Raw genomic sequence first — 15847 nt, 5'->3', positions numbered from 1 at the left:
TAACGATCAATGTGTCAATATTGATCGATAAAAACAATATATCATAACGAACTGAATACGGTCATATTTTTTGTTTTAAGAAAGTTCCTACATTGCTATGTTTTAAAACATAAGCTAGCAGTTAATAATACCATTGAGATGCCTTTAAAGCCTTGTATTTTCTCCATCCCCCGCGCTTCGCAGAATGAATGAGACTTAACCAGGGAAAGTGTTATAACCCTCATGTGTAATGAAAAGTGATTATCAGTAAGGGATGATAACTATTCTACAAGGCACAAAGAGTGGGATATAATTGCTGCCCCATTTCGAAACACCTTCAAATTGTGATCATAACTCATTGATTGCTAAAAATAAGCAATGACCATAAGGATTAAAGCTATGGGTTTTCTTTCCGGTAAGCGCATTCTGGTAACGGGTCTTGCCAGCAAACTGTCCATCGCCTGGGGTATCGCTCAGGCCATGCATCGCGAAGGGGCTGAACTGGCGTTCACCTACCAGAATGACAAACTAAAAGGCCGCGTCGAAGAATTTGCAGCTCAACTGGGTTCCAGCATCGTACTACAGTGTGATGTGGCGGAAGACGCCAGCATTGATGCACTGTTTACCGAACTGGGCAAAGCCTGGCCGAAATTCGACGGTTTCGTGCACTCCATTGGTTTCGCGCCCGCAGACCAACTGGATGGCGACTATGTGAATGCAGTCACCCGCGAAGGCTTCAAAATTGCTCATGACATCAGCGCTTACAGCTTTGTGGCGATGGCAAAAGCCTGCCGTTCCATGCTGAACCCAGGCTCAGCGCTGCTGACGCTATCCTATCTGGGCGCAGAGCGCGCCATCCCTAACTACAACGTGATGGGCCTGGCAAAAGCCTCACTGGAAGCGAACGTCCGCTATATGGCTAATGCGATGGGTCCTGAAGGCGTGCGTGTGAACGCTATTTCCGCCGGTCCAATCCGTACACTCGCCGCTTCCGGCATTAAAGATTTCCGTAAAATGCTGGCGCATTGTGAAGCGGTTACGCCGATTCGCCGCACTGTAACCATTGAAGATGTGGGTAACTCCGCAGCATTTTTGTGCTCCGATCTTGCTGCCGGCATCTCTGGTGAAGTCGTTCACGTCGATGGTGGCTTCAGTATCGCGGCAATGAACGAACTGGAACTGAAATAATCGTAAGTCTTCTATGGGCGGTCTTGCCCCGCCCATGACTCTCCTCTGCCTGCCGCCATATATGCTTTTCTGATATTTATTATCACGGAACAATCTTTCATCCCCTCTTCTGCTTACGTCAGGATATTGCAGCGCAAACGATCCGGCGTAGTAGTAGACGACGTGTCCGGGTCGCCACTTTTTAGACCAAGGACCGCCCATGGAACAACGCCGAATTGAAGGCAAAAGCCACTGGTATCATGAGACGCAATCCAGCAAGCATCCACAAGATATTCTGCCGCTGGTGCCGGAAGCTGCTCATGTCGACGACAGCTTTTTACTGGATCTGGCGATACCTGATGACGCCCTTTTGCCTTTTCAATCCTGGTTAACCCCTGCCCGTAAACTTGCCCAGGTTCTCTTCCCGGTTCACGTAAACCTGAATCAGATGCACACATTCAGCGCCTATGAGCGGATGAGTACGGCGCTAACCGTCGCTCAGGTGTATGGCGTCCAGCGATTGTGCAATCACTATGCCGCGCGGTTAACACCGCTTCCTGGTCCTGACTCGTCACGGGAAAGTAACCATCGGCTGGCGCAAATCACCCAATATGCTCGCCAACTTGCCAGCTCTCCTGACGTGATAGGCGCACGCGATCGCCAGCATCTGGATGCGGTCGGGCTGACCACCAGCGATAGTATTTTGATGAATCAAATCATCGGCTTCGTCGGTTTTCAGGCCCGGACCGTGGCCCTGTTTCAGGCCTGGTTTGGACATCCGGTACGCCGAATACCGGGGCTGGATATACAGCAATTCGCTCACGCTTCGCCATTTAATGCAACAAACGCTACCTGGCACGCTGCGCCATTCCCAATCGAAAAATATCATTCTCAGGACGAGACGATGGCCAGACATTTTCCCGATGAACTGCAAGCGTTGGTGCCATTACTGATCCATTCACCGGTCATTTTGGATTTATTCACGACACTGATTTCCAGTACCCGGCGTAGCGCTGTACCGGTGCGGGCATTTTCACTGGCGGCGCTAATGACGTCACGGATTAACGGCAGCGTGGCCTGCTTTAATGAACAGGCACATACAGCCAATGAATTAGCCAACGTTATCGCCCTGCTTCGCCAGGAGGAACGTGAATTACAGCGTTGGGAACAGCGACATCCGGTTGAGCGCGTCACCCTGCAGGCGGTACAATGGCTAACCCGAGCGCCCGACCGTTTTAGCGCCGCGCTGTTAACCCCTTTGTTCGATCAGGGCATCTCTTCTGAACAAGCGATTAACCTGCTGGCCTGGAGCGGATTGTGCGGATGGTTGAATCGCTTGAAAATCGCGCTGGGCGAGACTTATTAACCGATCCACTTACTGAAAGAGCACTTGCCGCAACTGAGAGAATCGCGTAAAACTGTCAGCCGCTCTTTTAGCCACGAAAATAGACAATTATGCTTCAGGACAACCCGCTGCTAGCGCAGCTTAAACAGCAACTGCATTCCCAGACGCCACGTGCTGAAGGGGTGGTAAAAGCCACGGAAAAAGGCTTTGGCTTCCTGGAAGTCGATGCACAAAAAAGCTATTTCATTCCACCGCCGCAGATGAAAAAAGTGATGCATGGCGACCGCATTGTTGCGGTTATCCATACAGAAAAAGATCGTGAATCTGCCGAGCCGGAAGAACTGATCGAACCCTTCCTGACGCGCTTCGTGGGTAAAGTTCAGGGCAAAAATGATCGTCTGTCCATTGTGCCGGATCATCCGCTACTGAAAGAAGCGATCCCTTGCCGTGCCGCCCGCGGCGTTGAGCACGACTTTAAAGAAGGTGACTGGGCCGTCGCTGAAATGCGCCGCCACCCGCTGAAAGGCGATCGCACCTTCTATGCCGAGTTAACCCAATTTATCACTTTTGCTGATGACCACTTTGTCCCGTGGTGGGTCACGCTGGCACGCCATAATCTCGAAAAAGAAGCGCCGGACGGTGTGGCAACTGAGATGCTGGATGAAGGTCTGGTTCGTCAGGACTTAACCGCCCTCAACTTTGTCACCATCGACAGCGCCAGCACCGAAGATATGGACGATGCGCTGTATGCTGAAGAGCTGGCCGACGGCAAACTGCAATTAACTGTCGCCATTGCCGACCCTACGGCCTGGATTGCAGAAGGCAGCAAGCTGGATAAAACGGCAAAAATTCGCGCGTTTACTAACTATCTGCCGGGGTTCAATATCCCGATGCTACCACGCGAACTGTCTGACGATCTGTGCTCTTTACGCGCGAACGAAGTGCGTCCGGTTCTGGCTTGTCGTATGACCATCGCCGCGGATGGCACGATTGAAGACAACATCACCTTCTTCGCAGCGACGATTGAGTCGAAAGCGAAGCTGGTCTACGACAACGTCTCCGACTGGCTGGAAGGCGCCGGCGACTGGCAGCCTGCAAATGACGCGATTGCTGAACAAATCCGTCTGCTACACCGTATTTGCCTGAGCCGCGGTGAATGGCGTCATAACCATGCTCTGGTATTTAAAGATCGCCCGGATTACCGTTTTGTTCTTGGTGAAAAAGGTGAAGTCCTGGACATCGTCGCTGAGCCGCGCCGCATCGCAAACCGTATCGTGGAAGAATCCATGATTGCGGCAAACATTTGCGCCGCCCGCGTGCTTCGCGACAAGCTCGGCTTCGGTATTTATAACGTCCATATGGGATTCGACCCGGCCAACGCCGACGCTCTGGCCGCGCTGCTAAAAACCCATGGTATGCACGTTGATGCCGAGGAAGTCCTGACGCTGGAAGGTTTCTGCAAACTGCGCCGCGAGCTGGATGCGCAGCCTTCTGGTTTCCTCGACAGCCGAATTCGCCGTTTCCAGTCTTACGCTGAAATCAGTATCGAGCCAGGGCCGCACTTTGGGCTGGGTCTGGAGGCTTATGCCACCTGGACCTCTCCTATTCGTAAATATGGCGATATGATTAACCACCGCCTGCTTAAGGCCGTCATCAAAGGTGAAACCATTTCCCGCCCTGGGGATGATACCACGGTGCAAATGGCGGAACGTCGTCGCCTGAACCGGATGGCTGAACGTGATGTGGGCGACTGGTTATACGCCCGTTTCCTGAGTGACAAAGCCGGGACCGATACCCGCTTTGCGGCCGAGATAATTGACGTCAGCCGCGGCGGTATGCGCGTACGTTTAGTTGATAATGGTGCAGTCGCATTTATTCCTGCCCCATTCCTGCACGCCGTTCGGGACGAGCTGGTATGCAGCCAGGAAAGCGGCACGGTGCAAATTAAAGGTGAAGTGGTTTACAAAGTCACGGATGTGATTGACGTAACCATCGCCGAAGTTCGCATGGAAACCCGCAGCGTTATCGCGCGTCCAGCCGCGTAACACGTATCAATCCAGCGACCTTTCTCATTTTGTGAAAGGTCGTTTCTTTTTCCCGCCCAAATTCCCACCACCGCACTACACTTCTTTCATTCGGTCAATTTTATTTTTTTACTTTTTTCAGTTCCGCTGGCTTTGCTTTTTACGGATTCTGGATTAAACATAAATATATAAAAAAAACAATACGTTCAGCCATAATCACCCCGAATGAATCATGGCTACCCATACTTTTGAGGCTCTATGCGCTTTAAACGGGATAGTACACATGATGAAAGACGTCCGGGAGCTGGTTACGTTGTATAGCTATGTGGGCACTCATAACCCCTACTGGCGTTTGTCAGAGGATTGCAACATCTTGCATTTCTCTATCGACGAAGCGTCAGAAGCTGATCAGACCATCGAATTATTACCTGAACAAGCCGATCGCATTCGCGAGATGACGGTGATCACGTCAAGTCTGCTAATGACGTTGCCCATTGAAGATGACGACATTCCCGTGCATCTGGTCGGTCGAAAAATCAATAAGCGCGAATGGGCCGGTAGCGCATCAGCCTGGGATGACACCCCCTCCGTCGCCCGCGATCTGGCCCACGGCCTCTCTTTTGCCGAACAAGTCGTTTCCGAAGCCAATTCCGTTATTGTCATTCTTGACCGCATGGGCAACATTCAGCGGTTTAATCGCCTGTGCGAAGAGTACACCGGCCTCAAAGAACGTGAAGTCATTGGTCAAAGTGTATTCACATTATTTATGAGCCGCCGTGAAGCAGCGGCTTCACGGCGCAATATTGAGGTCTTTTTTCGCGAAGGTAACTCGTATGAGGTTGAACGCTGGGTCAAGACCTGCAAAGGCCAGCGTCTGTTTCTGTTTCGCAATAAATTTGTGCATAACGGTAGCGGCAAGAACGAAATTTTTCTGATCTGTTCCGGGACCGATATCACTGAAGAACGCCGCGCGCAGGAACGACTGCGAGTGTTGGCGAATACCGACTCCATCACTGGATTACCAAACCGCAACGCAATTCATGAACTGATCAGTAATGCGATTGAGAACGCGGGCGATACGCAGGTCGGTATTGCGTACCTCGATCTGGATAACTTCAAAAAGGTAAACGATGCCTACGGGCATATGTTTGGCGATCAGCTACTACAAAGCGTGTCGCTGGCAATCCTCAGTTGCCTCGAAGACAACCAGATCCTGGCGCGGTTTGGCGGCGATGAATTCATTGTTCTTGCCACCGAAACATCCCAGGGTACACTGGAAGCCACCGCATCGCGCATTCTGACACGCCTGCGCCAGCCCTTCCGCATCGGTCTGATTGAAGTCTATACCGGATGCTCTATTGGTATATCCCTCGCACCTCAGCATGGTCAGGACTGCGAGAGCGTCATTCGTAACGCGGATACAGCCATGTACACCGCGAAAGAAGGCGGCCGTGGGCAGTTTTGTGTTTTTTCTCCGGAAATGAATCAGCGGGTATTTGAATATCTGTGGCTGGATACTAATCTGCGTAAGGCACTGGATAACGATCAACTGGTTATCCATTATCAGCCAAAGATAACCTGGCGCGGTGAAGTGCGCAGCCTGGAGGCGCTGGTTCGCTGGCAATCTCCGGAACGCGGCCTCATTCCACCGCTGGAGTTTATATCCTACGCCGAAGAATCGGGGCTCATCGTCCCGCTGGGGCGTTGGGTTATTCTCGACGTTGTGCGCCAGGTCGCGAAATGGCGCGACAAGGGAATAAACCTGCGCGTGGCGGTAAACGTTTCTGCCCGCCAGCTCGCCGACCAGACGCTTTTTACCGCACTTAAGCAGGTACTTCACGAGCTCAACTTTGAGTATTGCCCCATCGATGTTGAATTAACGGAAAGCAGTTTGATAGAAAATGAGCAACTGGCGTTGTCAGTCATTCAGCAGTTTAGCCAGTTAGGAGCGCAAATCCATTTGGATGATTTTGGTACCGGTTATTCGTCGCTGTCTCAACTGGCCCGCTTCCCGCTAGATGCCATTAAACTGGATCAGACCTTTGTCAGAGAGATCCACAAACAATCCATTTCACAATCGCTGGTACGGGCCATAGTTGCGGTAGCACAGGCACTCAACCTGCAGGTCATCGCCGAAGGCGTGGAAAGCGCGAAAGAGGATGCGTTTCTGACCAAAAATGGCGTCAATGAACGTCAGGGGTTTTTATTCGCCAAACCAATGCCAGCCGCCGCATTTGAACGTTGGTATCGCCGCTATCTGAGTAAAAAAATGCGCTAATGCAGAGAGAATGAAGGTGATAAATAGCCATAAATGGACATTACATGACGACGCTATCCGCATGTAATCACAGAATATATAATATTCTTCAATCGTTCAGGTTAATACTATTTTTCCCTTCTCTTTTGCCATGAAATTCTGCATCATGAAATTCAAACTCTATTGCCATTAGGATGACGACCATGTCTGATATCGACGCTCAGCGTCTGGCCGAACGTATTGATACCGTGCTGGATATCCTCGTTGCAGGTGATTACCACTCAGCCATCCACAATCTTGAAATTTTGAAAGCTGAACTGTTAAACACGGTCAAAGAAGATGCCGAATCTTTGGCGAAAAAGCAGAAGGCGCCATGGGAGATCTGATGACAGTGATCTTTTGATGTCGCTGCTATCAGCAAACTGCAGATAATGCAGTTTCCGTTTAATTTCCGATACGATATCGCAATAAAATTAATACTATGAATTCCCGACAACAATCTATTTTGCAGATGGTGACCGATAAAGGTCAGATGAGCGTCGCCGATCTGGCAAAAGTCACCGGTGTCTCCGAAGTGACGATTCGACAGGATCTGAACACGCTGGAAAAACAGAGTTACTTACGCCGAGCCCACGGTTTTGCTGTTTCATTGAACAGCGATGATGTTGAAACGCGCATGATGACCAATTTCACTCTGAAACGTGAACTGGCTGAATTCGCTGCATCTCTGGTCAGTCCAGGCGAATCCGTATTCATTGAGAATGGCAGCAGCAATGCACTTCTGGCCAGAACGCTGGCAGAGCAAAAAGATGTCACCATCATCACCGTGAGCAGCTACATTGCTCATCTGCTCAAAGAAACGCCCTGTGAAGTGATACTTCTCGGTGGAATTTACCAGAAAAAAAGTGAGAGCATGGTCGGCCCCTTAACTCGCCAGTTTATCCAGCAGGTACACTTCAGTAAGGCCTTTATCGGCATTGACGGCTGGCAGGCTGATACCGGTTTTACCGGACGCGATATGATGCGTTCTGACGTGGTTAACGCGGTGCTGGAAAAAGGCGCAGAAGTTATTGTGTTGACCGACAGCTCAAAATTCGACGCCATTCACCCTTACACGCTGGGTCCATTAGAGCGATTCAGCCGCGTAGTAACGGACTCCAGACTCAGCGCCAGCGTACAAATGCAGCTCGAACATTCAGGATTAATCGTCAATATCATTGATGCCCACGCATAAAATCTTCAGTAGATGGTTTGTCAGCAGACAAATCATCTGCTCTCTGAGAGTTATCTGACAATCCAATTAAGACTTTTTACCTGTCGTTAACAGGATAAAGTCGTAAAATTAATGTTAGCGATATAACAGGAACGAACCTCCAACTTCAGGATAGTGTTTGTAATGACTTCGCTAAACGGTTTCACGGAAATATCTTCGATAGTCTTAATTTGACGCTATCCTTAAAGAACACTGGATTCCGTGAATCAATAATTCAGGAGAAAGTATTATGTTAGTAACGAGCAAAAAAATGACCGCTGCCATTCTGGCGATTACTCTGGCAATGTCGCTGAGTGCCTGCTCTAACTGGTCCAAACGAGATCGTAACACCGCAATCGGTGCTGGTGCAGGTGCAATAGGTGGTGCAGTCCTGACTGACGGCAGCACGCTGGGTACGCTGGGTGGTGCTGCAGTAGGTGGTATTATCGGCCACCAGGTGGGTAAATAATCTACGGTTAAACGGCTCGATATAATAATACGTTTACTTTTTCAGGTCTGTATTATTAAAAAGCCACGGAAATTTTCCGTGGCTTTTTTATTAACCGCCAGCCAGTTTAACTTTCATTCCTTTAGCTTCCAGCAGCGATTTAATCAGGTCGCGTTTATCCCCCTGAATTTCAATCACGCCATCTTTCACTGCTCCACCGCAACCACACTTTTTCTTCAGTTCTGCGGCTAATTTGGTCAGTTCGGCATCGTCTTGATCAATACCGGTAATCAGGCACACGCCCTTCCCTTTGCGACCACTGGTCTGGCGCTGGATACGAACAATGCCATCGCCTTTTGGACGCTCAGGCGCTGTTTTCGGTTTATCAATACGCCCGGAGTCGGTAGAGTAGACCAGACGAGAGTTTGAGTCGTTCATTTACGCACCTCGTTTCAGGGAAGCATTGATCATCTTCAGCGTCTGCGCGGGATCGGCCGACTGGGTGACCGGACGACCAATCACCATGTAATCCACACCTGCTAATTGCGCCTGTTCCGGTGTCATAATACGACGCTGATCGCCCGCCTCGCTGCCTTCTGGACGAATCCCCGGCGTCACCAGCTTAAATGCCTGGCCCAACGCCTGCTTGAATCGCACCGCTTCCTGAGCTGAGCATACGACACCGTCCAGACCACAATTCTGGGTTAAGCGCGCCAGTCTTTCAGCATAATCTGCAGGTGACAACGTCACGCCGAGATCGGCGAGGTCGCTGGCTTCCATACTGGTCAGAACCGTCACGGCAATCAGTAGCGGCGCGTCCTGGCCAAAAGGCACTAAGGCTTCACGGGCTGCAGTCATCATACGCGCCCCGCCAGAAGCGTGAACGTTAACCATCCAGACACCAAGTTCGGCAGCAGCGGCAACTGCATGTGCGGTGGTATTGGGAATATCATGAAATTTCAAATCAAGAAAGATGTCAAAACCACGCTGTTGTAGATCGCGAACCAACTGAGGTCCAAAAAGCGTGAACATCTCTTTGCCCACTTTCAAACGGCAATCACGAGGATCAATTCTGTCGACAAAAGCTAATGCTTTATCACGATTAGAATAATCGAGAGCGACAACGACAGGAGAATCGGTAACAGCACGAGAAGAAGATGAAGCAGTAAACGTCATGACCAGACCTTCTTGAGGATGGGCGCCCACGGCGGCGCGAAATGGGTAAACGGCGTGCATTCTACCTGCGGTAATAGAAAATTAACAGGCGCGATTACATTTCTGCTAGGCGAACCGGCAGCAGAGGTTGAGGGTGGATCTATTACACACCAACAGTATGTTGTAACTAAAATGAGGTTTTTTTAAAAATTACAGCCCATCAAGTCCGCGAATGGGCTTAATGGTTGACCATGAACGGCAGGATGGACAGTGCCAGTACAGCGTATACGCCGTAAAACCGCACTTCTGGCAGCTGTAACGCGGTTTACTGCGTACCTGCTCTCCGACCATATCGCGCAGAACCATCAGGCTCTCTTTAGCACGCCCTTCTTCTGCTTCGTGGAGATGATAATCCATCAGCTTGTGGAACACGCGCATCGTAGGATGACGTTGCAGCTGACGAGTGATATAGACCTGAGCGGTATCAGCTCCCTCACGCGCCTCAAGAATATCAGCCAGCATCAGTTCGGCGGCGGCACCAGTATTTTCCTCAACGGCCCGACGTAAAAACTCCGCCCACTCATCGTTTTTCCCCAGATGCTGGTAGCAGCTTTGCAGCATTTCCAGCGTTTCGCTGACCAGCTCTTTGTCCTGGGAAATGACCCGTTGCAGGCTTTCAACCGCCTTCGCGTAATCACCTTTTTCCATGTACACGCGACCCATCATGATGGATACCCGTGCACTGTTTTTGTCTGCCGCGGCGCCTTTTTTCAACAGTGTCATGGCGCGATCCATATCGTCGCTACCCATTTGCTGTAAGGCCAGTTCGCAGTAGAAGTGGGCTATCTCATTACGCTGTTTGTCTTTGCCGAGTTTTACCAGACGCTCTGCGACATCAATGGCTTTTTGCCATTCGCTGGTGGCCTGATAAATTTGCAACAGTTGCTGTAATGCGCCAACCCGAAAATCAGTTTCATCGGTAAGCTGATTGAACATGTCTTCCGCGCGGTCGTACAGTCCCGCGGCCATGTAGTCGCGCCCCAGCTGTTGCACGGCCAGCAAACGCTGCTCGTAGGTCAGCGAGGCACTTTCCATTAACGTTTGATGGATGCGGATTGCGCGATCGACTTCACCGCGAGAGCGGAACAGGTTTCCGAGGGTGAGATGAGCCTCAACGGTGCCTGTGTCCTCTTTTAGCATATCAAGGAACAGATCCACCGCTTTATCTTGTTGGTTGCTCAGGAGGAAGTTAACCCCGGCGACATAGTCACGAGAAAGACGGTTAGCTTCATCCTGCTTGGTTTGTTGCGCACTTCTGCGACCCATATACCACCCATAGGCAGCGGCTACAGGTAAAAGCAGAAACAACAACTCCAACATAAATAATTATTCCTTCACAACCGACGAATCGGCAGATACCGCAACGTCGGTCGCAGGCGCAAGCTGGTTTTCCAGTCGTTTGATTTTACGTTCGGCGCGCGCAAGAGACACACGAACCTTCAGCCAGAAAAGGCCACAAATTAGCCAACCAATCGCAAACCCTGCGGCAAACAATACAGCAAGCAGCGTAGAGATCCGATACTCACCCTGAGCCAGCAGGTAATTAAACGTAACCTGTTGATCGTTTTGCGCACCCAATGTCACCGAAATAACAAAAATCGCCAACACCAGTAAGAAAATGAGTAAATATTTCACATTACTTCCCGTTATGTGGTTTGAGCGAATAAATCGTGTCCAACTTACCGCGTTGAGCCCTTTAAATTACCATTTTCACAACGAGTGCGAAACGGAAAAGCGCTTTCCACTTTCTGATTTGAGGGCAAAATTTGAAAAATCAATCATCGCTAGCTTTCTTGTTCTCGCTGCGCGATTTCTTTTTCCTCCTGCACTGGTGGGGTTAATGGTCCGCATACCCGCTGTGCAAGCCAGGTTGCCAGCGTCACCAGCAGCCACGAAATCAGCGTTGCCACCACCAAATCACGGGGCCAGTGCATGCCTAACAGCAAGCGGCTGCCCATCACGCCGGTCGCCCAGATCAGCAAAAACACAATCGTCAGCGTACGTCTGCGCGGCCATAACAGCCCTACGCCCAGTAAAGCCCAACTGGCGGCAAACATCGTATGTCCGGACGGAAAGGCAAACCCCGTTTCTTTTTGCCAGTGCTTGCGTAAAAACGTTGGAATATCCTGCTGTTCGGCCAATTGTTCTTTGACTAAATGCCCACGATCTTTACGTTTTAAAGTGTAGAACTCATCAACCGGAATATGGTGCGTTTTTTCCAGCCACACGACAAAAGGTCGCGGTTCTTGCACCCTGTCTTTTACCCAGGACTTCACGCCCTGTCCCACTAAAATCGCCGCTGCCAGAATAGCAAACAGCATTACCGCGGCTTTAAGTCGAAAACGCAAGCACCACAGAAACCATGCACAAAGCGCAACGTGAGTGATAATTCCCCACGGCTGCGTCACCGTTTCCGTTACCCAGTACAAGGACTTTAACCACCAGACATTGTGCCCCGGCTGCCAGCTCCAGCCTGATACCCATACGGCAACCGGCATGATAAGTAGCAGTCCGGTACCCACTGCGGTGCGCTTTGCAATAGACAGCATTGCCTCTCCTTTCGTCGATAAGTATCACAATCATAACTGAAAAATTCGCACGCCGGGAAAATTGACAATTTTGTGCCATTCCAAAAGCGAATCCGTGGTCGCGATTAGGTGAACGTCGTTGCCTTATGGCAAAATAGTGTAATACAGAACAGAAGCCGACAGGCGAAGGCACGACGAGTGCCAGCATAATCTGGAGAATTACATGCAGCTTAAACGTGTGGCAGAAGCCAAACTGCCAACCCCCTGGGGTGATTTCCTGATGGTGGGATTTGAAGAACTGGCAACCGGACACGATCATGTCGCACTGGTTTTTGGCGATATCACAGGCCAAACACCTGTCCTGGCACGCGTCCACTCCGAATGTCTGACTGGCGATGCGCTGTTTAGCCTGCGTTGCGATTGCGGTTTCCAGCTTGAAGCGGCCCTCACCCACATTGCTGAAGAAGGGCGTGGTATTCTGCTTTATCACCGTCAGGAAGGACGCAACATTGGCCTGCTCAACAAAATCCGCGCTTACGCGTTGCAGGACCAGGGTTATGATACCGTTGAAGCGAATCATCAGTTGGGATTTGCGGCAGACGAGCGCGATTTCACGCTGTGTGCCGATATGTTCAAGCTGCTGGGCGTGGATGCGGTACGTTTGCTGACCAATAACCCGAAGAAAGTAGAAATCCTGACCGAAGCGGGAATCAATATTGTTGAACGCGTGCCGCTGATCGTGGGCCGTAATCCAAAAAATGAACATTATCTGGACACCAAAGCCGCCAAGATGGGACATTTGCTGGGCAAATAATCGTTGTCACCGCCTATCAAAAAGCCTGCTCTCGCAGGCTTTTTTTAATTTTAATTCAACATATTACGAATCACGTAGTGCAGAATGCCGTCGTTTTGGTAATACGTTAGCTCCGTCGCGGTATCAATGCGACAGCGGCATAGAATCACCTCTTTACGCCCATCTGCGCGGACCATACTCACCGGAACTGTCGCCCCCGGTTTAATATTTTGTAGGTCCGTAATATCGATCGCCTCCTCACCGGATAATCCCAGCGTTTTACGCGTGACGCCCTGCGGGAATTCCAGCGGTAAAATGCCCATGCCAATCAGGTTAGAACGGTGAATTCGCTCAAAAGACTCTGCGATAACCACGCGTACCCCCAGCAAACGTGGGCCTTTCGCCGCCCAGTCGCGGCTGGATCCGGATCCATATTCTTTCCCGGCAATCACCGCCAGAGGCACGTTCTCCTGCTGGTATTGCATGGCCGCATCATAAATAGCCACCACTTCGGTTCCCGGCAAATGACGCGTCATGCCACCTTCCACGCCAGGTACCATCTCATTGCGAATACGAATATTGGCAAAGGTACCACGCATCATCACTTCATGATTCCCGCGTCGTGAACCGTAAGAGTTAAAATCTTTACGCTCAACGCCATGGCTTTGCAGATAACGCCCCGCCGGGCTGTCTGGCTTAATACTGCCGGCAGGAGAAATATGGTCGGTGGTAACAGAATCTCCGAGCATCGCCAGAATACGCGCACCGTGAATGTCCTGAACCGGATCCGGCGTAGCCTGCATACCATCGAAGAACGGTGACAAACGGATATAGGTCGAGTCAGACTGCCAGCCATAGGTATCAGCGCGATCAACCTGGATTGCTTTCCATTCTGGCGTGCCTTCAAAGACTTCAGCATACTCTTTATGGAACATGGCGGTAGAGACCTGCTCAACGGCGCGGGCAATTTCCTTGGCTGTCGGCCAAATATCTTTCAGATAAACAGGATCGCCTTTTCTGTCATGGCCTAACGGATCTTTCGTCAGGTTGATGTTCATATTCCCCGCCAGCGCGTAGGCCACCACCAGCGGCGGAGACGCCAGCCAGTTGGTCTTCACGAGCGGATGGATACGACCTTCAAAGTTACGGTTTCCAGAAAGCACTGCCCCAACTGTAAGATCGCCTTTTTTGATGGCTGTTTCGATAGGATCGGGTAAGGGGCCAGAGTTGCCAATACAGGTGGTACAGCCATAACCCACAAGATTAAATCCCAGCTCATCAAGGTACGGAGTGAACCCAGCCTTTGCCAGATAATCGGAAACCACCTTCGATCCTGGCGCCAACGAGGCTTTCACCCATGGCTGGCGTTTCAAACCAAGCGTTACGGCTTTTTTCGCCAGCAGCCCCGCCGCCATCAATACGCTTGGGTTTGAGGTGTTCGTACAAGAGGTGATAGCGGCTATCACCACCGCGCCGTCCGGCAGCTTATACTGCTGACCGCTCATGGTATAGTCCACTGGCTGACGGTCTTTCAGCGAGCTATTCACCTCGAGTTCATTACTCGCCGAAAAGGCTTTCGGCACATCAGCCAGCGCCACCCGATCCTGCGGACGCTTCGGTCCAGCAAGGCTTGCCTCCACGCTGCCCATATCCAGCTCCAACGAACTGGTAAACACAGGTTCATCCCCTGGGTTACGCCACATTCCCTGCGCTTTGGCATAGGCATTGACCAACTCAACCTGTTCCTCACTGCGCCCGCTCAGACGCATATACTCAAGGGTAATGTCATCGATCGGGAAGAAACCGCAGGTTGCACCGTATTCCGGTGCCATGTTCGCAATGGTTGCTCGATCGGCCAGAGGTAAGGTGTCCAGCCCATCACCGTAGAATTCAACGAATTTACCGACGACACCGTGCTTACGCAGCATCTGGGTGACGGTCAGAACCAGGTCGGTGGCAGTGATACCTTCCCGCAGTTTACCCACCAGTTTAAAGCCCACAACATCCGGGATCAGCATTGAGACCGGTTGACCCAGCATTGCCGCTTCAGCTTCAATGCCTCCAACGCCCCAGCCCAGCACACCGAGACCATTAATCATCGTGGTATGGGAATCGGTACCGACCAGTGTATCGGGATAAGCCACCCACTCACCGTCCTGTAACTCGCTCCAGACAGCTTTGCCAAGATATTCAAGGTTAACCTGGTGGCAAATCCCCGTACCCGGCGGTACAACGCTGAAGCGACTAAATGCCTGCTGTCCCCATTTCAGGAACACATAACGTTCATGGTTACGTTCCATTTCCAGGCGCACGTTTTCTTCGAAAGCATCATCATCACCGAAACGATCCACCGTTACCGAGTGGTCAATGACAAGATCCACTGGCGAAAGCGGATTCACTTTTGCCGTATCCCCACCCAGACGTTTTACCGCTTCGCGCATGGCGGCGAGATCGACCACCGCCGGTACGCCGGTAAAATCCTGCATCAGAACACGAGCAGGTCGATAGGCAATTTCTCGATCGGCATGGGCGGTCTTCAGCCAATGCGCAAGCGCATGAATATCATCTTCGGTAACGGAATTACCGTCCTGCCAGCGAAGCAGGTTTTCCAGCAAAACTTTTAGCGATTTCGGTAAACGGGTGATATCACCCAGTGATTTAGCGGCCAGCGGCAGACTGTAGTAACGGTAGGTTTTATCTTTAACCTGCAATGTGTCCTTACTGGCTTCTCGTAGGGTCGACGACATAGCTCCTCCTTAATGACAGGGTTGGATCCCCTGGTTTTCCTCAGGGTTAGTATTAAAGATAACACAAACAAAATGTAACGCTTTGATAACAA

Annotated in this window: 14 protein-coding genes; 8 read left to right on the top strand and 6 right to left on the bottom strand. The window is 50.9% G+C overall.

What is annotated here, in order from left to right; translation table 11 throughout:
• Positions 1-378: 378 nt before the first annotated feature.
• The 7 genes from fabI to osmB all read left to right on the top strand — a co-directional run bounded on the left by fabI (position 379) and on the right by osmB (position 8493).
• Positions 379-1167 (top strand): enoyl-ACP reductase FabI, encoded by a 789-nt coding sequence (gene fabI / locus ABIE10_RS01995; protein WP_016156642.1) that lies wholly within the window; start codon positions 379-381, stop codon positions 1165-1167.
• 199 nt (positions 1168-1366) lie between these two features.
• Positions 1367-2512, top strand: coding sequence for a CMD domain-containing protein (locus ABIE10_RS01990; RefSeq protein ID WP_429154526.1), 1146 nt, complete (start codon positions 1367-1369; stop codon positions 2510-2512).
• An 89-nt stretch (positions 2513-2601) separates the two neighbouring features.
• Positions 2602-4536: an exoribonuclease II gene (locus ABIE10_RS01985; RefSeq protein WP_429154524.1), complete on the top strand. Its 1935-nt coding sequence runs from the start codon at positions 2602-2604 to the stop codon at positions 4534-4536.
• A 265-nt stretch (positions 4537-4801) separates the two neighbouring features.
• A complete protein-coding gene (gene pdeR, locus ABIE10_RS01980) occupies positions 4802-6793 on the top strand; it encodes a cyclic di-GMP phosphodiesterase (RefSeq protein ID WP_429155472.1) in 1992 nt (663 codons plus the stop codon).
• A gap of 182 nt (positions 6794-6975) precedes the next feature.
• Positions 6976-7158 (top strand): hypothetical protein, encoded by a 183-nt coding sequence (locus ABIE10_RS01975; RefSeq protein WP_016153241.1) that lies wholly within the window; start codon positions 6976-6978, stop codon positions 7156-7158.
• 95 nt (positions 7159-7253) lie between these two features.
• Positions 7254-8006 (top strand): DNA-binding transcriptional regulator YciT, encoded by a 753-nt coding sequence (locus ABIE10_RS01970; protein WP_016153242.1) that lies wholly within the window; start codon positions 7254-7256, stop codon positions 8004-8006.
• Positions 8007-8274: 268 nt separating this feature from the next.
• Positions 8275-8493: an osmotically-inducible lipoprotein OsmB gene (osmB, locus tag ABIE10_RS01965; protein WP_003020583.1), complete on the top strand. Its 219-nt coding sequence runs from the start codon at positions 8275-8277 to the stop codon at positions 8491-8493.
• Positions 8494-8583: 90 nt separating this feature from the next.
• Here the strand turns inward: osmB and yciH are convergent, their stop codons facing one another.
• The 5 genes from yciH to pgpB form a co-directional block, all read right to left on the bottom strand.
• The gene (gene yciH, locus ABIE10_RS01960; protein ID WP_047500358.1) at positions 8584-8910 is read right to left on the bottom strand and encodes a stress response translation initiation inhibitor YciH; all 327 of its coding nucleotides are present in this window, start codon (positions 8908-8910) and stop codon (positions 8584-8586) included.
• Positions 8911-9648 carry an orotidine-5'-phosphate decarboxylase gene (gene pyrF / locus ABIE10_RS01955; RefSeq protein WP_049282555.1) on the bottom strand — a complete coding sequence of 246 codons (738 nt, stop codon included), beginning with the start codon at positions 9646-9648 and terminating at the stop codon, positions 8911-8913.
• A 189-nt stretch (positions 9649-9837) separates the two neighbouring features.
• On the bottom strand, positions 9838-11007 hold the full coding sequence (lapB, locus tag ABIE10_RS01950; protein WP_047417273.1) for a lipopolysaccharide assembly protein LapB: 1170 nt from the start codon (positions 11005-11007) through the stop codon (positions 9838-9840).
• A gap of 6 nt (positions 11008-11013) precedes the next feature.
• The gene (locus ABIE10_RS01945) at positions 11014-11322 is read right to left on the bottom strand and encodes a LapA family protein (RefSeq protein WP_006684318.1); all 309 of its coding nucleotides are present in this window, start codon (positions 11320-11322) and stop codon (positions 11014-11016) included.
• A gap of 149 nt (positions 11323-11471) precedes the next feature.
• Complete coding sequence (gene pgpB / locus ABIE10_RS01940) at positions 11472-12236, bottom strand: phosphatidylglycerophosphatase B (RefSeq protein ID WP_046275276.1); 765 nt, start codon at positions 12234-12236, stop codon at positions 11472-11474.
• A gap of 202 nt (positions 12237-12438) precedes the next feature.
• On the opposite strand from pgpB, the gene ribA reads away from it, so the two are divergent.
• Entirely contained in the window at positions 12439-13029 is a 591-nt protein-coding gene (gene ribA / locus ABIE10_RS01935; RefSeq protein ID WP_016153247.1) for a GTP cyclohydrolase II, read from the top strand.
• Positions 13030-13079: 50 nt separating this feature from the next.
• Here ribA and acnA read toward each other — a convergent pair whose 3' ends face one another.
• The gene (acnA, locus tag ABIE10_RS01930) at positions 13080-15755 is read right to left on the bottom strand and encodes an aconitate hydratase AcnA (RefSeq protein ID WP_429154518.1); all 2676 of its coding nucleotides are present in this window, start codon (positions 15753-15755) and stop codon (positions 13080-13082) included.
• Between the last annotated feature and the right edge of the window lie 92 nt (positions 15756-15847).

Origin of the sequence: Citrobacter sp. 506 (assembly GCF_050434985.1) — a bacterium.
Classification (GTDB): Bacteria; Pseudomonadota; Gammaproteobacteria; order Enterobacterales; family Enterobacteriaceae; genus Citrobacter; species Citrobacter braakii.
This window is presented reverse-complemented; position numbering and strand designations above follow the sequence as displayed.